The following is a 23,021-nucleotide window of genomic DNA, read 5'->3' as shown; positions in this document are numbered from 1 at the left end:
GGCCCCGGCGTGTTCACAGGCCGCCGACGCCCGCGTCCGGCCTCTCGGCGGGGGCCAGGGCCTCCCAGGGCGGGGGCGCGCCGCCCTCGCTCCAGGCGGCCAGCTCCTCGGGGCCGTAGCAGAGGATGGCGCACTGCTCGGCGTAGTCGAGGGCGGGCTCGGTGAAGCCGCCGGTGGAGACGACGAGCGCCACATCCGCCGCGTGCACGGCGTAGCAGGTGCCGCCGAAGCGCTGGAGGTCCTGGGAGCCCGCCCGGTTCTCCGGTCCGTAGCGCTTGCACTGGACGACCAGGCGGCGGCCGTCGGGGGTGGTGCCCACCACGTCGGCGCCCAGGTCGCCCGCGCCGCCCACCACCTCGGCGTCGGCGCAGCCGTCGCGGCGGCAGAGTTCGGCGACGGCCTCCTCGAACGCATACGGGTCCAGCTGGGAGTAGTCGACGGGGTGCCCGGTCGGCTCCGGGGGTGCGAGGCGGGCCTCGGCGCGGGCCGCCTCGGCGGCGTCCAGTTCCGCGAGACCGACCTCGACGATGCCGTACGCGGCCTCGGTGACGGCCTCCGCGACGCGGCGGGCGCGCCGGCGGCGGCGCAGCACCAGGTAGGCCCCGGCCAGCAGCGGGAGGACCACGAGGGCGGCGAGGAACGGGTGACGGACGGCGCTGTGCCAGGCCGCCCGCAGCGTCACGCCGCCGCCCGCGACGATCAGGGCGACGAGGGCGAAGCCGAAGGAGGTGCGCCGCAGGTCGAAGGAGGCTCGCCGCTGCCCGTCGCCCCGTCTGCGGCCCATCGGTATCGCCATCGGTGCCCCACCCCTGTTCCCGGCTCGCTTCAAGATCACTTGGTGTCGGCCGTGTGCCCCGTGCCGCGCTTTCGACGCGTCCGGCGGGGTGTGCGGCCCGGCGTCGGACGAAATCGGCTGGTCCGCCGGGCGTCGCCGTGCTGAGGTGCGCGGATGCGACCTGACGAGATCCGTGACCTGTTCGACCGCGAGCTGCGGGAGCGTGCCCGCCCGGACGGGCCCGGCGTACGCGTCGAGCGTGCCGGGCCCGTGGTCCGCCAGGCGGGCGGGCCCGACGACTGGAACGGGGTGGTGTGGTCCGAGCCGGGCCTGGGCGCGGCGGGGGCCGACGCGGCGATCACGGCCCAGATCGCGTACTGGGAAGGGCTCGGCCACCCGGAGTTCGAGTGGAAGCTCTACTCCCACGACGACCCGGCCGACCTGGGGGAACGGCTGCGGGCGGCCGGTTTCGCGGCCGAGCCGCCGGAGACCCTGCTGGCCGCCCCGGTCGAGGCGCTGACCGCGCTGCCCGGTGCGGAGCCGCCCGAGGGGGTCGAGCTGCGGCCGGTGACCGACGCGGCGGGGGTGGAGCTGATGGCGCTGGCCCACGAGCGGGCGTTCGGCACGGACGCGGGGCGGCTGCGCCACCAGGTGCTGACGCGGCTGGAGCGGGCCCCCGAGCAGACCGTGGCGCTGGTGGCCCTGGCCGGCGGGGAGCCGGTCAGCTCGGCGCGGATGGAGCTGTACCCCGGTACGGGCTTCTGCGGGCTGTGGGGCGGCGGCACCGTCGCCGCGTGGCGGGGCAGGGGCCTCTACCGGGCCCTGGTCGCCCACCGGGCGCGGATCGCCGCCGAGCGGGGTTACCGCTTCCTCCAGGTCGACGCGAGCGCCATGTCCGCGCCGATCCTGGTCCGGCTCGGCTTCTCGGTGCTCGGGACGACGACGCCGTATGTGTACCGCCGGTCTCGCTGACCGCCTGCCAGCAGGACAGAACGTCTCGTAACGCCCATCGTGTTGCTCATGCGTGCCCACGAGATGACAAGTGAGAGAAATTGTTGGCACTGGGTGCCTTGTCAGGTGTCACGGAGTGCCATACGTTGAGGGTGTCCGGGCGGCCGGCGTGCTGGGATCTCACGTACGCCGGCTGTCCCCGCAACCACCGTGCTGCGCGCCCGGACGCCTGCGTCACAGGCACCCTTCTGCTCCACCCGAGCAAAGCCGAAGCTCCACCCGCCGAACCGACGGCAACACCTCCACACCGCACCCCCTGCCAGCAGGGCCCCTCAAGCGTTCCCTCGACGCGCACCATCGGAGGCAACACCGTGAAGGAAATCCTGGACGCGATTCAGTCGCAGGACAGCACCGCCGCGGACTTCGCGGCCCTGTCCCTCCCCGAGTCCTACCGCGCGATCACCGTGCACAAGGACGAGGCGGAGATGTTCGCGGGACTGGAGTCCCGCGACAAGGACCCCCGCAAGTCGATCCACCTGGACGACGTCCCGGTCCCCGAACTCGGCCCCGGCGAGGCCCTCGTCGCCGTCATGGCCAGCTCCGTGAACTACAACTCCGTCTGGACCTCGATCTTCGAGCCGGTCTCGACGTTCAGCTTCCTGGAGCGGTACGGGAAGCTCAGCGAGCTGACCAAGCGCCACGACCTGCCGTACCACGTCATCGGCTCCGACCTGGCGGGCGTCGTCCTGCGCACCGGTCCCGGCGTGAACGCCTGGAACCCGGGCGACGAGGTCGTCGCGCACTGCCTCTCGGTCGAACTGGAGTCCTCCGACGGCCACAACGACACGATGCTCGACCCGGAGCAGCGGATCTGGGGCTTCGAGACGAACTTCGGCGGCCTGGCGGAGATCGCCCTCGTCAAGTCCAACCAGCTGATGCCGAAGCCGGCCCACCTCAGCTGGGAGGAGGCCGCCGCCCCGGGGCTGGTCAACTCGACCGCGTACCGCCAGCTCGTCTCGCGCAACGGCGCGGGTATGAAGCAGGGCGACAACGTGCTGATCTGGGGCGCCAGCGGCGGACTCGGCTCGTACGCCACCCAGTTCGCGCTGGCCGGCGGCGCCAACCCGATCTGCGTCGTCTCCTCCCCGGAGAAGGCCGAGATCTGCCGGTCCATGGGCGCGGAGGCGGTCATCGACCGCAACGCCGAGGGCTACAAGTTCTGGAAGGACGAGCGCACCCAGGACCCGAGGGAGTGGAAGCGCTTCGGCAAGCGCATCCGCGAGTTCACCGGCGGCGAGGACATCGACATCGTCTTCGAGCACCCGGGCCGCGAGACCTTCGGCGCCTCGGTCTACGTCACCCGCAAGGGCGGCACCATCACCACCTGCGCCTCCACCTCGGGCTACATGCACGAGTACGACAACCGCTACCTGTGGATGTCCCTCAAGCGCATCATCGGCTCCCACTTCGCCAACTACCGCGAGGCGTGGGAGGCCAACCGCCTCATCGCCAAGGGCAAGATCCACCCGACGCTCTCCAAGACGTACTCCCTGGAGGACACGGGCCAGGCGGCGTACGACGTCCACCGCAACCTCCACCAGGGCAAGGTCGGCGTCCTGGCCCTGGCCCCCCGCGAGGGCCTGGGCGTGCGCGACCAGGAAATGCGCGAGCAGCACATCGACGCCATCAACCGCTTCCGCAACGTCTGAGGTTCTCCGATGAACGAACGTCAGAAGGACCGGCCCTGGCTCATGCGGACGTACGCCGGTCACTCGACCGCCGAGGCGTCCAACGAGCTGTACCGCCGCAACCTCGCCAAGGGCCAGACGGGTCTCTCGGTCGCCTTCGATCTGCCGACGCAGACCGGATACGACCCGGACCACATCCTCGCCCGCGGCGAGGTGGGCCGTGTCGGTGTTCCCGTCTCTCACCTCGGTGACATGCGGCGGCTGTTCCAGGACATCCCCCTGGAGCAGATGAACACCTCGATGACGATCAACGCGACCGCCATGTGGCTGCTGGCGCTGTACCAGGTGGTCGCGGAGGAGCAGGGGGCCGACACCGCCAAGCTCCAGGGGACGACGCAGAACGACATCGTGAAGGAGTACCTCTCGCGCGGGACGCACGTCTTCCCGCCGGTGCCCTCGCTGCGGCTGACCACGGACATGATCACGTACACGGTCAACCGCATCCCCAAGTGGAACCCGATCAACATCTGCAGTTACCACCTCCAGGAGGCGGGGGCCACCCCGGTCCAGGAGATCGCGTACGCCATGTCGACCGCCATCGCGGTGCTCGACGCGGTCCGCGACTCGGGCCAGGTGCCCGAGGAGAAGTTCGGTGACGTGGTCGCCCGCATCTCGTTCTTCGTGAACGCGGGCGTCCGCTTCATCGAGGAGATGTGCAAGATGCGCGCCTTCGGCCGCATCTGGGACCGCGTCACCCGCGAGCGGTACGGCATCACCAACGACAAGCAGCGCCGCTTCCGCTACGGCGTCCAGGTCAACTCCCTCGGCCTGACCGAGGCGCAGCCGGAGAACAACGTCCAGCGCATCGTGCTGGAGATGCTGGCCGTCACCCTCTCCAAGGACGCCCGGGCCCGCGCGGTGCAGCTGCCGGCCTGGAACGAGGCGCTGGGGCTCCCCCGCCCCTGGGACCAGCAGTGGTCGCTCCGCATCCAGCAGGTGCTGGCCCACGAGAGCGATCTGCTGGAGTACGAGGACATCTTCGCCGGTTCGCACGTCGTCGAGACCAAGGTGGACGCCCTGGTCGAGGAGTCGCTGGCCGAGATCGACCGGATCCAGCAGATGGGCGGCGCGATGGCGGCCGTCGAGTCCGGCTACCTCAAGTCCGAGCTGGTCTCCTCGCACGCGGCCCGGCGGGCCCGGATCGAGGGCGGCGAGGAGAAGATCGTCGGCGTCAACATCTACGAGTCCACCGAGCCCAACCCGCTCACCTCCGACCTCGACGGCGCGATCATGACGGTCGACCCCGAGAACGAGGCCCGGGTCGTCGCCGCCCTGCACGAGTGGCGCGACAACCGCGACGAGGCGCGCGCCTCGGAGGCGCTGGCCGCGCTGAAGAAGGCCGCGGCGGGCACGGAGAACATGATGGAGGCGACCGTCGAGTGCGCCCGCGCGGGCGTCACCACCGGCGAGTGGTCCTGGGCGCTGCGGGACGTCTTCGGCGAGTTCCGCGCCCCCACCGGGGTCTCCTCGGCCCCGGTCGCGGTCGCCGCCGAGCCGGGCAGCACGCTCGCCCTGGTCCGCGAGAAGGTCACCCGGACCGCTGCCGACCTGGGCGTCGGCCGGCTGCGCCTGCTGGTCGGCAAGCCGGGCCTGGACGGGCACTCCAACGGCGCCGAGCAGATCGCCGTACGGGCCAGGGACGCCGGGTTCGAGGTGGTCTACCAGGGCATCCGGCTGACCCCCGAGCAGATCACCGACGCGGCGCTCGCCGAGGACGTGCACTGCGTGGGCCTGTCCATCCTGTCAGGCTCGCACGCGGAGCTGGTCCCCGACGTGCTGCACCGGCTGCGGGAAGCCGGTGCGCCGGACATCCCGGTGATCGCGGGCGGCATCATCCCGCCGGCCGACGCCACCGCCCTCATCGAAGCCGGAGTGGCCGCCGTCTTCACCCCGAAGGACTTCGGCATCACGGAGATCATCGGCCGTATCGTCGACGAGATCCGGACAGCGAACAAGCTCGACCCTCTGGAGGTCCCCGCATGACCACGCCCACCCCCTCGGTCAACCGCCTGCGCCCGCGTCGCTCGTGCCTGGCCGTGCCGGGCTCCAACCCTCGCTTCCTGGAGAAGGCCCAGGGGCTCCCGGCCGACCAGGTCTTCCTCGACCTGGAGGACGCCTGCGCGCCGCTCGCCAAGGAGGGCGCCCGCCACCACATCGTGGACGCGCTCAACAACGGCGACTGGAGCGGCAAGACCCGGGTCGTGCGGGTCAACGACTGGACCACGCACTGGACGTACCGCGACGTCGTCACGGTCGTCGAGGGCGCGGGCCCCAACCTCGACTGCATCATGCTGCCGAAGGTCCAGGACGCCCAGCAGGTCGTGGCGCTGGACCTGCTGCTGACCCAGATCGAGAAGACGATGGGCTTCGAGGTCGGGAAGATCGGCATCGAGGCGCAGATCGAGAACGCCAAGGGCCTGGTGAACATCGACGAGATCGCCGCCGCCTCGCCCCGTCTGGAGACGCTGATCTTCGGCCCGGCCGACTTCATGGCGTCGATCAACATGAAGACCCTGGTCGTCGGCCAGCAGCCGCCCGGCTACCCGGCGGACGCCTACCACTACATCCTGATGCGCATCCTCATGGCCGCCCGCGCCCACGACCTCCAGGCGATCGACGGCCCGTTCCTCCAGATCCGCGACGTGGACGCCTACCGCGAGGTGGCCGGCCGCGCCGCCGCCCTGGGCTTCGACGGCAAGTGGGTGCTGCACCCGGGCCAGGTGGACGCGGCCAACGAGGTGTTCTCGCCCTCGCAGGAGGACTACGACCACGCGGAGCTGATCCTCGACGCCTACGACTGGTGCACCTCGGAGGAGGGCGGCAAGAAGGGCTCCGCGATGCTCGGCGACGAGATGATCGACGAGGCCAGCCGCAAGATGGCCCTCGTCATCGCGGGCAAGGGCCGCGCGGCCGGGATGCAGCGCACCTCCAAGTTCGAAGCCCCGGAGGCGTGATCATGCAGTTCGGACGCACGTATGAGGAGTTCGAGGTCGGCGCCGTCTACAAGCACTGGCCCGGAAAGACGGTCACGGAGTACGACGACCACCTCTTCTGTCTGCTGACCATGAACCACCACCCGCTGCACATGGACAGCAACTACGCGGAGAAGACGACCGACTTCGGGAAGAACGTCGTCGTCGGCAACTACGTCTACTCGCTGCTGCTCGGCATGTCGGTGCCGGACGTCTCCGGGAAGGCCATCGCCAACCTGGAGGTCGAATCGCTCAAGCACATCGCGCCGACCTTCCACGGCGACACGATCTACGGCGAGACGACCGTGCTGGACAAGACGCCGTCGAAGTCCAAGAGCGACCGCGGGATCGTGTACGTGGAGACCCGGGGGTTCAAGCAGGACGGCACCGTGGTCTGCGTCTTCCGGCGCAAGGTGATGGTCCCCACCGAGACGTACATCAAGGAGCGCGGCGGCGAGCAGCCCGGCCGCCCGACGCCGTCCAACTAACCGTGCGCGGCCGTGCGGCCGTCCGCGTGAAGCCACAGGAGAAGCAGCCATGACGCGACTCGCCCAGACCGCCGGTCTGAACGACGTACAGCGGGAGATCCTCGCCACCGTCCGGGATTTCGTCGACAAGGAGATCATTCCGGTCGCGACCGGGCTGGAGCACCGCGACGAGTACCCGACGGAGATCGTCGAGGGGCTCAAGGAACTCGGCCTGTTCGGACTGATGATCCCCGAGGAGTACGGGGGTCTGGGTGAGTCGCTGCTCACCTACGCGCTGTGCGTGGAGGAGATCGCGCGCGGCTGGATGAGCGTGTCGGGCATCATCAACACGCACTTCATCGTGGCCTACATGCTCAAGCAGCACGGCACCCAGGAGCAGAAGGACACCTTCCTGCCGCGGATGGCGCTGGGAGAGGTGCGCGGCGCCTTCTCGATGTCCGAGCCGGCGCTCGGCTCGGACGTCTCCGCGATCTCGTCGAAGGGCGTGAAGGACGGCGAGGAGTACGTTCTCAACGGCCAGAAGATGTGGCTGACGAACGGCGGGACGTCCACGCTGGTGGCCGTGCTGGCCCGGAGTGACGAAGGCCACCCCGAGGGGACCGCGCCGCACAAGTCGATGACGACCTTCCTGGTGGAGAAGGAGCCCGGCTTCGGAGAGGTCAGGCCCGGCCTGACCATCCCCGGGAAGATCGACAAGATGGGCTACAAGGGCGTCGACACGACCGAGCTCATCATGGACGACCTGCGCATTCCGGCCAATCGTGTCCTCGGGGGCACGACGGGCCGCGGGTTTTACCAAATGATGGACGGCGTCGAGGTCGGTCGCGTGAATGTCGCGGCACGTGGCTGCGGCGTCGCACAGCGTGCGTTCGAGCTGGGCGTTTCGTACGCACAGCAGCGCCACACCTTCGGCAAGCCGATCGCCCAGCACCAGGCGATCCAGTTCAAACTGGCCGAAATGGCCACCAAGGTCGAGGCCGCTCATGCGATGATGGTCAATGCGGCACGCAAAAAGGACTCCGGGGAACGGAACGACCTGGAGGCAGGGATGGCGAAGTACCTCGCCTCCGAATACTGCAAGGAAGTCGTCGAGGACGCCTTCCGTATCCACGGCGGCTACGGCTTCTCCAAGGAGTACGAGATCGAGCGCCTCTACCGCGAGGCGCCGATGCTGCTGATCGGTGAAGGTACCGCCGAGATCCAGAAAATGATCATTGGCCGGCGACTCCTGGAGGAGTACCGAATCCAGGGCTGATTGTCCGTTCTAGGGTGATTTGGTGGCGAAGAACATCACACCGGGTCACCCTCGACGGGCGGCGTTCGACAGTCCGACTCGGCTGCTGGCTTGCCCAGTTGCGCCCGGCAACCGATAGCATCTTCGGAAAGCCGCCGTCCCCCGTTGCCAGCGCGGCATCATCCGCTACGAAGGTCATCCATGCCCGACAGCACTTCCTCCGCATCCCGCGGCGGGGTCCGCATCGCCCGCGGAGCATCTCCGTGGCTCCTGCCGACCGTCGCCACCGCAGCCCTCAGCCTGGCCCGCGCCCGCACGTCGGGGCGCTGGGCAGCAGCGGCTGTGCCCACCACCGCGCTCGCGGCGGGCATGCTGTGGTTCTTCCGTGACCCCGAGCGCGAGATCTCCGAGGGCCGGGTCATCTCCCCGGCCGACGGCGTGGTGCAGAGCATCATGCCGTGGAAGGACGGGCGCACCCGCGTCGCGATCTTCATGAGCCCGCTCAACGTCCACGTCAACCGTGCGCCGCTGGCCGGCACGGTGACGTTGGTCGAGCACGTCCCGGGCGGGTTCGTCCCGGCGTTCAACAAGGAGAGCGAGAACAACGAGCGCGTTGTCTGGCACTTCGACACCGAGCTCGGCGACATCGAGATGGTGCAGATCGCGGGAGCGGTCGCCCGTCGGATCGTGCCGTACGTCCCTCAGGGCACGAAGGTGGAGCAGGGCGAGCGCATCGGCCTGATCCGCTTCGGCTCGCGTGTGGACATCTACCTCCCGGAAGGGATCGATGTCGCGGTCGAGGTCGGCCAGGCCACTACCGCGGGGGTGACTCGAATTGACCGTGATTGATCCTGATACCAAGGCCGGCTGGGTGCCGGAGGCCGACGAGGAGAACGACAGCGCGGAGGACATGCCGCTGTCGATGCGGCTGTCGATAGCGGACACGCTGACGCTCGGCAACGCGACGTGCGGGTTCATGGCGGTGTACTTCACCACCACCGGCATCCTGATCCCGCACCTCACGGGCAGCGACGAGTCGGGCATGGCCCGTCACTCGGCCGCGACCGCGGTGATCCTCATGCTGATGGCCGCGATCTTCGACCTGTTCGACGGACTCGTGGCGCGCAAGCTGCGGTCCTCGCCGATGGGCGCCGAGCTGGACAACCTCTCGGACCTCATCAGCTTCGGGCTCGCGCCGGCCTACTTCGTGCTCGTGTACGGCATGGTCGCCGACGACGCCCATCAGCGGGTGTCGGCGCTGGCGGCGATCGTGGTCCTGCTGGCGGTGGTGCTCAGGCTGGCCAGATTCTCCTGCGTGACGTTGAAGGACGGCATGTTCCAGGGCATGCCGAGCCCCTTCGGAGCGCTGACGGTCGTCTCGATCGTGCTCCTGGAGCTGCCCTTCATCCCGACGCTGCTCGCGATCATCGGAGTGGCGTGGCTGATGGTGAGCCGGGTGGAGTACCCGAAGCCGCGGGGCATCCTCGCGGTGGCGATGCTCAGCTGGATCGTGGGCGCGATGGGGCTGCTCGCCGCGTGGGCGTTCGACGCTCCGGGCGGCCAGCTGCTGCTCCAGACGGGCTGCGCGCTCCAGGTCGTGCTCGGCGCGGTGATCCCGCTGTTCGCGACGGCGCGACGGGTGAACACGTTCCGTGACAACCGGCGCGAGGCGCGGGCGGCTCAGCTCCCGTAGCGGGCGGTCACTGCGGTACAGCAGGTCCTCAGGGCCCGGATGCTTCGGCATCCGGGCCCTGAGGCGTTTTCGGGCTCTGAGGCGTTTTCGGGCTCTGAGGCGTTTTCGGGCTCTGAGGCGTTTTCGGGCTCCCGCGCCCCTTCGGGCCTGCCCTGCCGTCGCGGCGGTTCAGGCGGTGGCGCGGGGCTCCGCGGACCAGATCAGCTCGGTGCGCAGGGGCCCCTCGCGGTCCAGGAAGGCGCCGTGGGCGGGGGCGAGGGCGGCGAGCTGGGAGGCGTGGCAGAGGACGGCCTCGCGCTTGGCGGCCCACTGCTCGTCGGAGAGCGTCAGCTCGTGGCGGACGGTGAGCCGGTGGGTACGGTCCAGCCGCTGGTAGGCGGTCCCCCACTTCTCGCTGGCGGCGAGTGCGGCGCTCGCCCCGGGGGTGCCCCACTCCGGCAGGTGGCCGGTGTAGGGCAGATCCGCGTAGACCCAGGGCTCGGGGGCTCCCGCCTCGGCGAGGACCCGCTGGGCGCGCAGCCGTACGGCCTCGTGGTCCGGCTGGTTGGTGGCGAGGGGGACGAGGACCCGGGTGCCGGGGGCCAGCGAGCGCAGCAGGGGGTCGAGGCCGGCCGGTTCGTCGCCCTCGCGGACGTACGGGCCGTCGGGGTGGTCGATGAGGACCTGCTCGGCCCCGAGGAGGGCGCAGGAGCGGGCGTCCTCGGAGCGGCGTGCCTCGTACGCCTCCCGGGCGGAGCCGAAGCCGCAGAGCGCGTCCCATCCCGAGACGGGCAGTCCGGGGGCCGGTGCGCCGCCGTGGACGGTGACCACGGCGAGCGGTCCGGGCAGGGCGGGCAGCAGCCCGGCGAGGGAGAGCGCGGCGTCGTCGAAGTGCGGCGAGATGACGACGGTGCGCCAGGGCGGGGGTACGGCGGCGGGCACGGGTCCTCCGGAGGGGTGCGGGCGGAACGGCTTCGGGCGGGGCGTCACGGCGGCGGGCCGCGATCGGGCCCAGGGCGGTCGGGCTCAAGGGGTGGCGGACCCAGGTCGGTCAGGCCCCGGACGGTGGGGCTCAAGGGGTGGCGGGCTCAGGAACGATCGGGCTCAGTGCGCTGGGGCTCAGGGCCGGCCGGGGCCCCGGCGGCGCGCGGGATGTCCAGCGGGGCCAGGACGGCGTCCCAGGCCGCGTCGTCGCCCTCCCAGCGGCCCGGGACGAGGGGGACCGTGCCCCACAGGACACCGGGCGGCAGGTCGGCGGCGTCGGCCGGGGGCGTACGGCGCAGCCACAGCAGGTCGAAGACGTGGTCCGGGTAACGGGTGCGCAACAGCGTGTGCAGGGCGGTCAGCTCCGGGGCGCCGCTCTCGTCGAACGCGTCCTGGTGGACGTAGAGGACCCGGGAGCGGGAGGCGGTCAGGGTGCGCCAGCGGGTGGCGAGGTGGTGGAACTTGGCCCGGACCGCGTCGTACTGCCCGGCGATGAGCTCCGGTGTCAGGGGCGCGCCGGCCGGGGCGTGGAAGTCGTGGAAGAAGCGGATGTTCGAGTCCCGGTCCCGTACGCAGGCGCCGTCGCTGAACGGTTCGCACCGGCCGGGGCGGAGGACGTTGGCGAAGTCGGCCGCGATGACCTCCCGTACGGCGGCGAGGTCGAGGTCGAGCCAGTCGAAGAAGTGCGCCCGCTCGACGCCGGTGACGCGGCGGAGCTGGTAGGTCGACTCGCAGTGGTAGCCGAGGCCGACGCAGACGTCGTACATCGCGGATCCCGTCAGCCGCCGGTGCGCCGCAGCAGGACGCCGATGGAGCCGCGTTTGCTCAGGTAGGCGCGGCCGCCGCAGACGGCTTCCAGGGCCGGGGCGACGAGCGGCCTCTCGTCCGCCTTCTCCCAGTGCGGGGTGCGTTGCAGCCAGGGGGTCAGGGTGGCGGCGAGCGTCTCCGGTTCCAGGGCGACGAAGACGAGGTCGGCGGGGAGCCGGTCGAGCAGGCCGGGGTCCTGGCCGTAGTAGAGCATCTCGATGAGGAGGTAGGCGGCGCCGGGGAGGGCGGGGCGGGCGGCCAGTTCCTCCAGGGACTCCGGGTGGACGCGGGCCGCCCCGCCGGCGCGGGCGGCGAGCCGGTGGCGGAAGGCCGCGTTGGGTTCGGTCGCGTGGACGGTGAACCCCTTGTCCACGAGCCGGGTGGTGAGGGCCCCCTCGCAGGCGCCGACCTCGACCAGGGGTCCGCTGTCGGGCGGGCAGTGCGAGGCGATCCAGGCGACGGTGGTGTCCAGCCGCTCCGCCTCGTACGCGGAGGTGGTGAACTCCCACGGGTCGTCCACCGTGGCGGCGTCCTCGTCGAGGCTGGCCAGGAGGGCGAAGAGCCGCTCGCGCTCCTCGGGGCCGGCCGCGAAGAAGCGTTCGGTGGCGTGAACCCGCCCGGTCCGCACGACGTGCTCCTCCGACGCGGTGCGGAGCAGATGACCGCAGTGCCGGTTGACGAAGGCGAGTTTGGCGGCGACCCCGGCGCGGTCAAGGGGCCGGTCCAGGTCGCTGATGAACTGGAGGTACGGGGAGTGGCCGACGGCGTGCAGGACGGGGCGGCCCCCGGCGGCGTCGGCGGCGTCCCGGCCGAGGCGGCCGCGGCTGCGCCGGGTGTCGGCGGGCGAGTGGGTCCAGAGGCGGGCGGGCCCTCCCCCGGCGGACGTCTCCACGAGGGCGGCCAGGGCCTCGACCCCCGGGGACGCGGCGTCCTCGTCGACCGGCCGTACCAGCGGGGCGAGGGCGTCCAGTCGGTCGGCGAGCGGGCGGCCGGCGGGGAGCACCAGTCGCTCCCCGGTGTCGCCGCACAGGATGTGGGTCTCGTGCTGCTCCTCACCGAGTACGGAGAGGAAGTCCAGGGCCGCGTCCTCGGCCCTGAGTACCGCCACGATGTCGATCACGGAAGGATCCCCTCAGCAGAGCGCAACAGAGCTGGGCGGCGGACGGGCGGGGTTCGGCCCGGCTCGGGCGAACTCCGGCCACATATGGGCGAAAGCGGGCGGACGCGATCCCGAAGGCGTCGAGTCCGGAACGAGCTAACCACCGCCGCGACAGGTGGTCCAGACCAATTTTCCGCCGATCATGGAGGCCCGGACGCGTGGCCGGGCGGCGCCCGAGCCCCCGCTGCCGCCGCTCCGGAACCGGCTACTCGCGCGTATTCCACCATCGAAATCCGGCCACGCATCGGGGTCGTTCGCACGCGGCGCCTACCACCGCACGCGCCGGAGCGCCAGAGGTGAAGTCCCGGGGTGCGATGAGCCGTTGCGCCGCCGGGATGAGTAGCGTTTTCCCGTCACCATGGCGCGATCCGCTTCTAGAATCACCTCGCAACCGACGCCCGGACCAGGACGGCCGGGCGCGGACTGTGGGGCCAGGGGGGTCCGATGAGGAAGCTGATGCTGGTGGGGTCACGTCTGATGGCGGTCGCGGCGGCGGGAGCGCTGCTGGCCGGCTGCGGCGGCTCGTCCGCGAAGGACCGGTCCGGGCCGGGCCCCGACCCGAGCGGCTCGGCGCGGCAGGGCGGCCCGGCGACCGGCGGGGAGAAGACGGGGGCGTCGAAGAAGCCCGACCCGAAGCAGTCCACACTGCCGGGGGCGCTGCCCAGCGCCTACGACTTCACGCCGAACCCGGACCGGGTCCCGAAGACCGCGGCCCAGGCGCGGAAACTGACCCGTGGCGCCGCGCTCGGAGAGGACGACTGGACGGCGGGCATGGTGCGGCACACCCCGTACGAGAGCGGCGGCAGCTGGCCCGTGCTCCCGGACTCCTGCGTCTGGACCCGGTCCGCGCTGCCCGCCGGAATCCTGGACAGCTTCACACGGCGGCTCGACATCCCGGCCCGGGGCGGCAAAGGCCGGGTGCAGGGGGCGGTGACCGTGACCGTGCACCGGACCGAGGCGGGGGCCGACCGGGAGATCGAGGACACCGTCCAGGAGAGTTTCCGCTGCCCGGACCAGGAACTGGGCGGCGGGCAGCGGCTGAGCGGGCTGATGTCGCTCCGGTTCGATCAGAAGGACGTGCGCAACGCGGACGCCTCGCTGTTCGAGGCGGGGAAGTACAGCGGCCCGGAGTCGGGCGGGGTCCAGGACTACGTGTGGTCCAAGTCCCGGATCGGCCCGGTGACGACGGCCGTCTCGGTCAAGGGCGCGAAGGGCTACACCGACACCGACCTGCTGCGGATCGCCGCCGAGGGCGGCGCGAAGGTGCTCTACCGCGTCGAGCTGGAGCTGAAGTGACCGCGCGGCGGGGAGCCGACGTGACCGCGGGCCGCGACGAGAGGCACTGAACCCTGATGGAACCGCTCCGTTCCACCGACCCGGCCCGGATCGCCGGGTACCGCGTCCTCGGCCGCCTCGGCGCCGGGGGCATGGGCGTGGTGCTGCTGGGCCGGTCGGCCGGCGGCGCGCTGGTGGCGATCAAGCTGATCCGGGCGGAGTACGCCGACGACTCCGCCTTCCGCGCCCGCTTCCGGCGGGAGGTGGCCATCGCCCGGCAGGTCCGCAACCGGTGGGCGGTGCCCGTCGTCGACGCCGACACCGAGGCCCCCGCCCCGTGGCTGGCCACCGAGTTCGTGCCGGGTCCCGCCCTGAGCGAGGCCGTGGGCGGCGGCGGGCCGCTGCCGGAGCGCGGGGTACGGGCGCTGGGCTCGATGCTGGCGGAGGCGCTGGAGGCGGTGCACGCGGCGGGGCTCGTGCACCGGGACGTGAAGCCGGGCAACGTCCTGCTCGGCCTCGACGGCCCCCGGCTGATCGACTTCGGGATCGCGCGAGCTCTGGACGACACCGTCCTCACCGCGACGGACGTGATCGTCGGCTCCCCCGGCTTCCTCTCCCCCGAGCAGGCGCAGGGGCGGCGGATCGGGCCGGCGAGCGACGTCTTCTCGCTGGGCTGCGTCCTGGTGTACGCGGCGACCGGCGGGCGGCCGTTCGGCACCGGCCCGGTCGAGGCGATGCTGTTCCGTACCGTGCACGACACGGCGGACCTGAGCGCGCTGCCGCCCGGACTACTCCCGGTCGTCGGGGCGTGCCTGGCCAAGGACCCCGGGGACCGGCCGACCGCCGGCGAGGTCCGGGCCGCCCTGGCCGAGGACCTGGCGGGCGGCAGTTGGCTGCCCGGCCCGGTCACCCATCTGATCGCCGAGCGTTCGGCGCGGATGCTGGCCCTGCCGGACATCGACGCGACCAGCCTGGACGCCCGTGCGGACGCGCCGGACACCGTTCCGGGGGCCGGGGCCGGGGCCGGGGTCGGGAGCACCACGTCCGTCCGGGCCCCGGTCGGCCGCCGTCGCTTCCTCGCGTACGTCACCGGCGGCGCGGCCCTCGCGGCGACCGGCGGGACCGCCGCCTGGCTGGCCGCCTCGCGGGACGACGGGGAGCCGGACGGCCGGGACGGGAAGCCGGCGCGCCGGCCGGAGCTGCGCATCGGGCTCCAGGCCGACCTGAGCGGGCCCTCGGCGGCCGTCGGCCGGGGCCAGGACCGGGCGGCGCGGCTCGCCGTGGCGGAGCACAACGCCCGCCGCGACGCCCCGTTCACCCTGCGGCTGACGACCGTCGACGACGGGGGCGAGGAGGAGCGGGCCACGGCCGCGGTACGCCGGTTCGCCGCGGACCCGCTGGTGGTGGCGGCCATCGGCGCGACCGGTACGGATGCGGCCCGCGAGGCGCTGGTCGCGTACGACGAGGCGGCGCTGGGACTGGTCAGCGTGGTCGACGGGGACATCCGGCATCTCAACCGGACCTTCCTGTGCGCACGGCCGCGCAACGACATGCAGATGCTGCCGGTGGCCGAGTACCTCGGGGCGTACGAGATCGACCGGGTCGCGCTGGTGGACGACGGCACCGAGTACGGCCGCCAGACCACCCGCTTCCTGGACGCGGGGCTGCGCGGCAACGGGCGCACGGTGCTCGCGGAGACCGTACGGGAGGGCGCCCGCGACCTGGACGCGGAGGCCGGGCGGATCGCCGCGAAGCGGCCGGGGGCCGTGGTGTACGGAGGCGGGTGGCGGGACGCCGGACGGTTCGCCGAAGCGTTGAACAGGGCCGGGTACGCGGGCCCGAAGATCGCCACCCAGGCCGCGCACGACCCGCGGTTCCTGGCGGAGGCGGGCGAGGACGCGGCGGGCTGGCTCCTCGTCTCGACGGCCGCCGACCCGGCCTCCGTCCCCTCGGTGCACGCGTTCGCCGCCGCCTACCGCAAGCGGTACGACGGCGCCCCGCCGCTGTTCGCCGCCGAGGCGTACGACGCGGTCGGCCTCATCGCCGCCTGCGCCGAGAAGCTGGGCCGGGAGACGCTGACCCGGCAGGACCTGCTGCCGGCGCTGCGGACGACCTCGTACAAGGGGGTGTCCAAGAGCTACGCCTTCGAGCCGGCGAACGGGATGTACACCGGGACCGGGGTGTTCATCTACCGCGTGGAGCGGGGGCGCTTCCGGTACATCGGGATGGACGGGCGGCAGGCCTGAGCGCGGGCGGGGGCCGCGGACCGGGTCGCCCCGGTGGGTGGGGGGCCGCGGACCGGGTCGCCCCTTCCGCGCGCCTCTCCGCCGGTGCTGGAGGGGCGCCCCGTCCGTTCGCTTCCCGCCGGTGCCGGAGGGGCGGGTGGCCGGCACCCTCCCCTCCGGGGCGTACCGGCGTCAGCCGTGCAGGAAGTCCCGGGCGATCGACTCCGCCGCCCGTTCCAGGAGCGGCCCCGCCTCGGCCATGGAGACGGCGGCATCCGGTTCCAGGTCGGCCAGCGCGTACGCACGCCGGATGCCCGCCCGCTCAAGGGCCTCCTGGGAGAGGGCGAGCCGCCCACATACCGCGACGGTCTCGATCCCGGCCGCGCGGGCGGCGGCGGCGACCCCGGCCGGGGCCTTGCCGTGAAGCGTCTGCTCGTCAAGCGACCCCTCGCCCGTGATCACCAGCGTGGCGCGGTCGAGCGCGGGGGCGAAGCCCAGTACGTCGAGCATCACCTCGATGCCGGGGCGGAACCGGGCGCCGAGAGCGACGAGCGCCCCGTAGCCGATGCCTCCGGCGGCGCCCGCGCCCGGCAGTTCCGCGGTCTCGGGGCCGAGGACCGAGGCGTAGTGCGTCAGGGCCGCGTCGAGGACCGCGATGTCGTCCTCGCTCGCGCCCTTCTGCCGCCCGTACACCTCGGGAGCGCCCTTGGGCCCGGTCAGCGGGTTGTCCACATCGCTGGCGAGGACCAGGTCGACGTCCTTCAGGCGCGGGTCGAGTCCGGACAGGTCGGCCTCGGCCAGTTCGGCCAGCGGACCGCCGCCGGGCCCGACGGGCTTGCCGCCCGCGTCCAGGAAACGGGCTCCGAGAGCCGTGAGCATGCCCGCGCCGCCGTCCGTGGTGGCGCTGCCGCCGACCCCGAACACGATCGTCGTCGCCCCGGCCTCCAGGGCCGCCTTCAGCAGCTCGCCCGAGCCGTGGGTGGTGGCCGTGAGCGGGGCGAACACCCCGTCGGGCAGGTGCTGGAGGCCCGATGCCTCGGCCATCTCCACCACGGCGGTGGTCCCGCGCAGGGCGTACGCCGCCGTGACCGGGTCCCCGAGCGGGCCGGTCACCCGCGCCTCGCGGCGCTCGAATCCGGCGGCCACCGCCGCCGCGACCGTGCCGTCGCCGCCGTCCGCGACGGGCAGGGTCTCCACCTCCAGGCCGGGGACGACGCGCCGCAGCCCGGCCGTCACCCGCTCCGCGACCTGTACGGCCGTGAGCGAGCCCTTGAACTTGTCCGCCGCGACGAGCACGCGTGCGGTCTCCACATCTGCTCCGTCCGTCACCTTGCATCCCTTGCTTTCGAACAGGCAGTCGCGCCGCCCCGACCCTATCCGCACGACCCCTGATCTGCCCATGCCCATCCACACCCCTGCCTCTGCCGCGCGGGCGGCTCTCGCGAGCGGGCCGGGACCACCGGTCGCGCGGGGGCCCGACGATCGGCCCGCCCGGCCCGGAACGCCGCACTAGGCTGTCGGCCGTGACGACTCCCGACGCCGGCTACGCCGCGTACATCGCCGGACTCCCCCGCGTCCTCGCGGGCGCCGCCTCGCTCTTCCGGGACGCCGAGGGGCGGGTCCTGCTCGTCGAGCCGAACTACCGCGAGGGCTGGGCGCTGCCCGGCGGAACCGTCGAGTCGGACGCGGGCGAGAGCCCCCGCCAGGGCGCCCGGCGGGAGACGGCCGAGGAGATCGGCCTCGACATCGCGCCGGGTCGGCTGCTCGTCGTGGACTGGGTGCAGGGCGCAGGCCGTCCCCCGATCGTGGCGTACCTGTACGACGGCGGGGTGCTCGACGCCGACCGGTTGGCGGCGATCCGGATCCAGGAGGAGGAGCTGCTGTCCTGGCGGCTGGTCGCCCCGGCCGACCTGGACGGCTACCTGCTGGGCTCGCTCCACGGCCGGGTGCGCGCGGCGCTGGAGGTCCTGACGTCCGGCAGCGGAACGGCGGAGTTGGAGAACGGCGAGCGGGCGGCGTAGGAACGCCCTTGCTCTCGGCGTCGGTCCAGGGGGGCGGGCAGTCGGCCCCTCGCCCCGGCACGCTCCACCGCCCCCGGTAGCGTGGGGCGGGTGACCACATCTGACAGTGCATCGGACGCGGGCGGGGCGGCGGGGGCGGTCACCGTTCGCGCGGCGGTGAACGAGCGGGAGCGGTCCGCCGTCATCCGGGGTGAGTTCCGCTCGGACACCGTCTACGACGTCACCGTGTCGGAGAGCGGGTTCAGTCTGAGCCCCCGTCCGCTGGACCCGCCCGTCCACAAGGTCTTCCCCGACGACGAGCCCGCGGGTGAGGAACCGGGGAACGGCCACCGGATCGTCGCCGTGGCCGGCGAGCGGGTGTGCGGTTACGTCGACACGGAGTACGAGCCCTGGAACCGGCGGCTGGTCGTCGCCGACATCGAGGTGGCCGGGCCGTGGCAGGGCCGGGGCATCGGACGCGCGCTGATGAGCCACGCCGTCGAGCGGGCGCGGGCGTGCGGGGCCGGCCACGTCTGGCTGGAGGTGACGAACATCAACGCCCCGGCGATCCGCGCCTACCGGCGGATGGGGTTCGTCTTCTGCGGCCTGGACACGACGCTCTACCGGGGCACCGCGTCCGAGGGGGAGACGGCGCTGTTCATGAGTCTTCCGCTGGACTGACCGACCGGCTCGTCAGCCCTGCTGGGCCTCGGGTTTGACCTCCACGTCGCGCGCGGTGGCCTCGTGCTCGGCGACGAGCGCCTCGGTGCGGTGGCCGCGCGCGATGTAGTCGCGGACCACGAGTTCGACGGCGTCCTGGGGGCTTCCCACCCCCGCCAGCACCATGACTTCGACGACGAGTTCGGCATCCAGACTGACGGTCACCTCGGCCATGCGGGGAGACTACCCCGGGGCGCCCCGGCATGGTCCCGGTTCGCCGACGCGACCGGATCCGGGGCCTGCGGGCGCTCAGCCGTCCAGGCCGGCCGAGACGCGGCGCGAGGGCTTGAAGACGTACAGGTCGAGGATGTCCGGGGCGTCCGCGAGCCCCGGGCCGCCCTCCGCCGCCCAGGTCACGATGTCCTGCTCGGCGTGCTCGTCGTTGACGAGGCCGAGCCAGACCGGGCGGCCACCGGCTCTGCGCCCCTCGGCGGAGGGCTGCACGACGATCACGTTGCCCTGCTCGCAGGCGTCCAGGCACTCCACCGCCCGTACGGTGGCCGAGCCCTCCAGTCCCGCGCGGAGCCGGGCGAGCTGGGCCGCGTGGTCAACGCCGGGGATCTTCTCGGTGCCGCAGCAGCAGCCCCGGCAGACGCTGACGGTGGGGCGGCCGGCGCCCTGGGCGGGCACGTCCTTGCGGCTGCGGCGGCTCATCGGGGCACTTCCCGTCGCGGTGGGGGTGGGCGGGTCCACCGGGGGTCCCGGTGATCACCGCGACTCTACCGAGGCGTCCGCCGTTCGAACACCAGAGCCCTCTCCGGGCCGGGTGGGGTATCGTTGACGGCTGCGAAGGGGAGTAGCCCCGCAAACCGGTCGTCGACACACTGGAGCCCTCGGGTTCCCGGTGGCCGGGCTCGTGGATGCTGAGAAGGCTTCACGGGCGGGCGAGACCTTCGGTCCTGTATGACGCGTCCACACCCCGTGGACGTCGCCGTCATGCCGGGCCGAGTGGTCCTCCGAACAGCCCGAGCGGCGCTTCGCGAAGATCCGGGCCCGGCTCGCACAGAAAGCCGACCGGAATGCACCTCGACCTCCTGGCGATCCTCACCGCCTTCGGGCTGATCTTCCTCGCGGAGCTCCCCGACAAGACGATGTTCGCCTCGCTGGCCATGGGCACGCGGATGCGCCCGCTCTACGTGTGGTTCGGCACGTCGTCCGCGTTCATCGTGCACGTCGCCATCGCCGTGGGCGCGGGCAGCCTCATCGGGCTGCTGCCCGACTGGATCGTCAAGCTCGTCTCGGCCTCGCTCTTCGCGCTCGGCGCGTTCCTCCTGCTGCGCGGCAGCGGCGGGGACGATGACGACGAGACCGAGGTGAAGACCGTCACCGGGTTCTGGCCGGTCTACTCGACCGCGTTCATGGCGGTCTTCATCAGCGAGTGGGGCGATCTGACACAGATCACCACCGCCAACCTGGCGGCGAGCAACGGCACCTGGTCCACCGCGATCGGTTCGGCCGCCGCCCTGATGTCGGTCTCCGCGCTGGCGCTGCTGGCCGGCAAGTTCATCGCGAAGCGCGTACCGCTCAAGACCGTGCAGCGCATCGGCGGGCTCTGCATGCTGGGCCTCGCCGTCTGGACGGTTGTGGAGATCTTCACCGGGTGAGTCGAGGGCCGGGGTGGCGTCGGAAGCGCTCGGCGGTTCGGGCGGGTCCGGGGTGGCGACGGGGCCGGTTCGGGCGGCCCGGGGCGCGTGACGGATCGGGCGGGCCCGGGGGCGTACGCGGGCACGTTCCGGGGGTGTACCGGGTGCGGTGCTCCCCCGGCCCGGCCCGTCTCAGAAGAGGGCCGGGGTCTCGTCCCGCGCCCCGCCGTTCTCGAACGCGAGCAGCCGCTGCTTGCGGTCCAGGCCGCCGCCGTAGCCGGTGAGGCTTCCGGAGGCGCCGATGACGCGGTGGCACGGGACGATGATCCCGACCGGATTCTTGCCGTTGGCCAGGCCGACCGCCCGGGAAGCGCCGGGCTTTCCGAGCTCCTCGGCCAGTTCGCCGTACGTGCGCGTCTCGCCGTACGGGATCTTCAGCAGCTCCGCCCAGACGCTCCGCTGGAACGGGGTGCCCGCCAGGCTCAGCGGGAGGTCGAAACTCGTGCGTCCCCCGTCGAAGTACTCGCCGAGCTGCCGGATCGTCTCGCCGAAGGGCTCCGGGTCCGGGACGCCGAAGCTCTCCTCGGGCGGTCGGTGGCGCTGGTCGGTCATGTAGAGGGCCGACAGGACGCCGTCCGTGGCGACGAGGGTGAGCGGCCCGTAGGGGCTGTCGACGACGGTGTGCTGCCTGGCGCCGGGCACGGGCGTCATGGTGGTCGTGGAGGTCCTGTTCATGGGGGTCCTGTTCATGGGGTCTCTCCGTCAGGCGGGCAGGTGGTTGATGGGGTGGTCGTCCGCCGTCCAGAGGTACTGCACGGCGTACGCCCGCCAGGGGCGCCAGTCGGCGGCCCGTGCGGTGAGGGCGGCGGGGGTGGCCGGGAGGCCGAGGCGTTCGGCCGCGCGGCGGATGCCGAGGTCGGTGGGGAGGAAGGCGTCGGGGTCGCCGAGCGCCCGCATCGCGATGGACTCGACCGTCCAGGGGCCGAAGCCCGGCAGCGCGGAGAGGGCGGTGCGGGCCTCGTCCCAGTCGGTGTCGGTGTCCAGCCGCAGCCGGCCCTCCGCGAGTGCGGCGACGAGTGTGGTGAGCGTGGCGCGGCGGGTACGCGGCAGCGCCAGGGCCTCGGGGTCCAGCTCCGCCAGCGCTCCGGGGGTCGGGAACAGGTGGGTGAGTCCGCCCTCGGGGTCGTCCACGGGGACGCCGTGTGCGGTGACCAGGCGGGCGGCGTGGGTGCGCGCGGCGGCGGTGGAGACCTGCTGTCCGAGCACCGCGCGTACGGCGAACTCCGCCCCGTCCACGGTCCGGGGCACCCGGCGTCCGGGGCCCGCGTCGACGAGCGGGGCGAGCAGCGGGTCGGTGCGCAGCCGGTCGTCCACGGCGACCGGGTCCGCGTCCAGGTCGAGGAGCCAGCGGCAGCGGCTGATGGCCCGGGTGAGGTCGCGGGGGTCGGTGAGGGAGAGCCGGCAGGCGATGTGGTCGGGCTTCGGGGCCAGGGCGACGACGCCGTGCCCGTACGGGAGGGCGAGCGTGCGCCGGTACGCGCCGTCCCGCCACTCCTCGACGCCGGGCACGGCGGTCGCGGCGAGGTGGCCGAAGAGGTTGCTCGGGTTGAGCGGGGCCCGGTACGGGAGGCGGAGCGCGATCACCCCCGGTGCGGCGGGGGCGCCGGGTCCCCGGGCGGCCCGGGTCCGCAGCTCGCCGGGGGCCAGACCGAAGACCTCGCGGACCGTCTCGTTGAAGGTGCGGATCGAGGAGAAGCCCGCGGCGAACGCCACCTGGGCCATGGGCAGCGGGGTCGTCTCGATGAGGAGGCGGGCGGTCTGCGCCCGCTGGGCGCGGGCCAGGGCGAGCGGGCCGGCGCCCAGCTCGGCCAGGAGCTGGCGCTCGATCTGGCGGGCGGAGTAGCCGAGCCGGGTGGCGAGGCCGGTGACGCCCTCGCGGTCGACGACCCCGTCCCGGATGAGGCGCATGGCGCGGGCGACGGAGTCGGCGCGGGCGTTCCACTCGGGGGATCCGGGGCTGGTGTCGGGGCGGCACCGCTTGCAGGCCCGGAATCCGGCCTGCTGGCAGGCGGCGGCGCTCGGGTAGAAGGTCATGTTGCGGACCTTGGGCGGCACGACGGGGCAGCTGGGGCGGCAGTAGATCCGGGTGGTGAGGACCGCGGTGAAGAACCAGCCGTCGAAGCGGGCGTCCTTGGACTGGACGGCCCGCACGCAGCGCTCGGTGTCGGTGTGCATGAATCCAGGATGGTGCACCGGTCAGCGGCTTGGCTGGCGGAAATCCGACACGGTGGTCGAGCGGGAAGCGGAGACGGCCGGACGGCCCGGAGGGCACCCGCTCGACCGCCGTACGCAGGTCGCACCGGATCCCGCCGTCGTGACCGCCGCGCGGGGGCCAGGTGGCCTCGCGTCCCGCCGTGCCGGGGCCGGG

22 protein-coding genes are annotated in these 23,021 nt (G+C 72.7%); 13 read left to right on the top strand and 9 right to left on the bottom strand.

The genetic code is table 11. The annotated features are described in order from the left end of the window. Positions 1 to 13: 13 nt before the first annotated feature. Complete coding sequence (locus IF19_RS0102750) at positions 14 to 796, bottom strand: restriction endonuclease (RefSeq protein ID WP_030113728.1); 783 nt, start codon at positions 794 to 796, stop codon at positions 14 to 16. Between the two features lie 153 nt (positions 797 to 949). On the opposite strand from IF19_RS0102750, the gene IF19_RS0102745 reads away from it, so the two are divergent. The 8 genes from IF19_RS0102745 (at position 950) to pssA (ending at position 9,861) form a co-directional block, all read left to right on the top strand. Beyond that, positions 950 to 1,747: a GNAT family N-acetyltransferase gene (locus IF19_RS0102745; RefSeq protein WP_030113727.1), complete on the top strand. Its 798-nt coding sequence runs from the start codon at positions 950 to 952 to the stop codon at positions 1,745 to 1,747. A 350-nt stretch (positions 1,748 to 2,097) separates the two neighbouring features. Next, positions 2,098 to 3,435 carry a crotonyl-CoA carboxylase/reductase gene (gene ccrA, locus IF19_RS0102740; RefSeq protein ID WP_030113726.1) on the top strand — a complete coding sequence of 446 codons (1,338 nt, stop codon included), beginning with the start codon at positions 2,098 to 2,100 and terminating at the stop codon, positions 3,433 to 3,435. 9 nt (positions 3,436 to 3,444) lie between these two features. Next, positions 3,445 to 5,457, top strand: coding sequence for a protein meaA (locus tag IF19_RS0102735; RefSeq protein WP_030113725.1), 2,013 nt, complete (start codon positions 3,445 to 3,447; stop codon positions 5,455 to 5,457). Beyond that, the gene (locus tag IF19_RS0102730; RefSeq protein WP_030113724.1) at positions 5,454 to 6,428 is read left to right on the top strand and encodes an HpcH/HpaI aldolase/citrate lyase family protein; all 975 of its coding nucleotides are present in this window, start codon (positions 5,454 to 5,456) and stop codon (positions 6,426 to 6,428) included. Before IF19_RS0102735 ends, IF19_RS0102730 begins: the two co-directional genes overlap by 4 nt. Positions 6,429 to 6,430: 2 nt before the next feature. After that, a complete protein-coding gene (locus IF19_RS0102725; RefSeq protein ID WP_030113723.1) occupies positions 6,431 to 6,934 on the top strand; it encodes a MaoC family dehydratase in 504 nt (167 codons plus the stop codon). 49 nt (positions 6,935 to 6,983) lie between these two features. Then, positions 6,984 to 8,189: an acyl-CoA dehydrogenase family protein gene (locus IF19_RS0102720; RefSeq protein WP_030113722.1), complete on the top strand. Its 1,206-nt coding sequence runs from the start codon at positions 6,984 to 6,986 to the stop codon at positions 8,187 to 8,189. Positions 8,190 to 8,369: 180 nt separating this feature from the next. Then, positions 8,370 to 9,017 carry a phosphatidylserine decarboxylase gene (locus IF19_RS0102715; RefSeq protein WP_030113721.1) on the top strand — a complete coding sequence of 216 codons (648 nt, stop codon included), beginning with the start codon at positions 8,370 to 8,372 and terminating at the stop codon, positions 9,015 to 9,017. Between the two features lie 22 nt (positions 9,018 to 9,039). Further along, positions 9,040 to 9,861 (top strand): CDP-diacylglycerol--serine O-phosphatidyltransferase, encoded by an 822-nt coding sequence (gene pssA, locus IF19_RS0102710; RefSeq protein WP_030113720.1) that lies wholly within the window; start codon positions 9,040 to 9,042, stop codon positions 9,859 to 9,861. Positions 9,862 to 10,029: 168 nt separating this feature from the next. On the opposite strand, the gene IF19_RS0102705 is transcribed toward pssA, so the two are convergent. The 3 genes from IF19_RS0102705 to IF19_RS0102695 form a co-directional block, all read right to left on the bottom strand. Further along, positions 10,030 to 10,782 carry a PIG-L deacetylase family protein gene (locus IF19_RS0102705; protein WP_030113719.1) on the bottom strand — a complete coding sequence of 251 codons (753 nt, stop codon included), beginning with the start codon at positions 10,780 to 10,782 and terminating at the stop codon, positions 10,030 to 10,032. Between the two features lie 146 nt (positions 10,783 to 10,928). Beyond that, positions 10,929 to 11,591 carry a DUF1796 family putative cysteine peptidase gene (locus IF19_RS0102700; RefSeq protein WP_050493669.1) on the bottom strand — a complete coding sequence of 221 codons (663 nt, stop codon included), beginning with the start codon at positions 11,589 to 11,591 and terminating at the stop codon, positions 10,929 to 10,931. Between the two features lie 11 nt (positions 11,592 to 11,602). After that, positions 11,603 to 12,751, bottom strand: coding sequence for a class I SAM-dependent methyltransferase (locus tag IF19_RS0102695; RefSeq protein WP_030275884.1), 1,149 nt, complete (start codon positions 12,749 to 12,751; stop codon positions 11,603 to 11,605). A gap of 483 nt (positions 12,752 to 13,234) precedes the next feature. On the opposite strand from IF19_RS0102695, the gene IF19_RS0102690 reads away from it, so the two are divergent. Continuing rightward, positions 13,235 to 14,086: a hypothetical protein gene (locus IF19_RS0102690; protein WP_030113715.1), complete on the top strand. Its 852-nt coding sequence runs from the start codon at positions 13,235 to 13,237 to the stop codon at positions 14,084 to 14,086. Between the two features lie 56 nt (positions 14,087 to 14,142). Next, entirely contained in the window at positions 14,143 to 16,311 is a 2,169-nt protein-coding gene (locus tag IF19_RS0102685) for a bifunctional serine/threonine-protein kinase/ABC transporter substrate-binding protein (RefSeq protein ID WP_030113714.1), read from the top strand. Positions 16,312 to 16,482: 171 nt separating this feature from the next. On the opposite strand, the gene IF19_RS0102680 is transcribed toward IF19_RS0102685, so the two are convergent. After that, positions 16,483 to 17,601: a glycerate kinase gene (locus IF19_RS0102680; RefSeq protein WP_030113713.1), complete on the bottom strand. Its 1,119-nt coding sequence runs from the start codon at positions 17,599 to 17,601 to the stop codon at positions 16,483 to 16,485. Between the two features lie 212 nt (positions 17,602 to 17,813). Here IF19_RS0102680 and IF19_RS0102675 point away from each other — a divergent pair, with 212 nt between their 5' ends. Both IF19_RS0102675 and IF19_RS0102670 read left to right on the top strand, forming a co-directional pair. Next, a complete protein-coding gene (locus IF19_RS0102675; protein ID WP_030113712.1) occupies positions 17,814 to 18,311 on the top strand; it encodes an NUDIX domain-containing protein in 498 nt (165 codons plus the stop codon). A gap of 90 nt (positions 18,312 to 18,401) precedes the next feature. Beyond that, complete coding sequence (locus tag IF19_RS0102670) at positions 18,402 to 18,971, top strand: GNAT family N-acetyltransferase (RefSeq protein ID WP_030113711.1); 570 nt, start codon at positions 18,402 to 18,404, stop codon at positions 18,969 to 18,971. 12 nt (positions 18,972 to 18,983) lie between these two features. On the opposite strand, the gene IF19_RS0102665 is transcribed toward IF19_RS0102670, so the two are convergent. Both IF19_RS0102665 and IF19_RS0102660 read right to left on the bottom strand, forming a co-directional pair. After that, positions 18,984 to 19,184 (bottom strand): type II toxin-antitoxin system VapB family antitoxin, encoded by a 201-nt coding sequence (locus IF19_RS0102665; protein WP_030113710.1) that lies wholly within the window; start codon positions 19,182 to 19,184, stop codon positions 18,984 to 18,986. A gap of 75 nt (positions 19,185 to 19,259) precedes the next feature. Next, positions 19,260 to 19,664, bottom strand: coding sequence for a (2Fe-2S) ferredoxin domain-containing protein (locus IF19_RS0102660; RefSeq protein WP_030113709.1), 405 nt, complete (start codon positions 19,662 to 19,664; stop codon positions 19,260 to 19,262). Positions 19,665 to 20,029: 365 nt separating this feature from the next. Between IF19_RS0102660 and IF19_RS0102655 the strand changes: the two genes are divergently transcribed. Beyond that, positions 20,030 to 20,614 carry a TMEM165/GDT1 family protein gene (locus tag IF19_RS0102655; protein WP_030113708.1) on the top strand — a complete coding sequence of 195 codons (585 nt, stop codon included), beginning with the start codon at positions 20,030 to 20,032 and terminating at the stop codon, positions 20,612 to 20,614. A gap of 171 nt (positions 20,615 to 20,785) precedes the next feature. Here the strand turns inward: IF19_RS0102655 and IF19_RS0102650 are convergent, their stop codons facing one another. Next, positions 20,786 to 21,343 (bottom strand): methylated-DNA--[protein]-cysteine S-methyltransferase, encoded by a 558-nt coding sequence (locus tag IF19_RS0102650; RefSeq protein WP_372340731.1) that lies wholly within the window; start codon positions 21,341 to 21,343, stop codon positions 20,786 to 20,788. A 12-nt stretch (positions 21,344 to 21,355) separates the two neighbouring features. Further along, entirely contained in the window at positions 21,356 to 22,828 is a 1,473-nt protein-coding gene (locus IF19_RS0102645) for an AlkA N-terminal domain-containing protein (protein WP_030120855.1), read from the bottom strand. Positions 22,829 to 23,021 lie beyond the last annotated feature (193 nt).

The organism is Streptomyces californicus (assembly GCF_000717645.1).
Lineage (GTDB): Bacteria > Actinomycetota > Actinomycetes > Streptomycetales > Streptomycetaceae > Streptomyces > Streptomyces californicus.
This window is presented reverse-complemented; position numbering and strand designations above follow the sequence as displayed.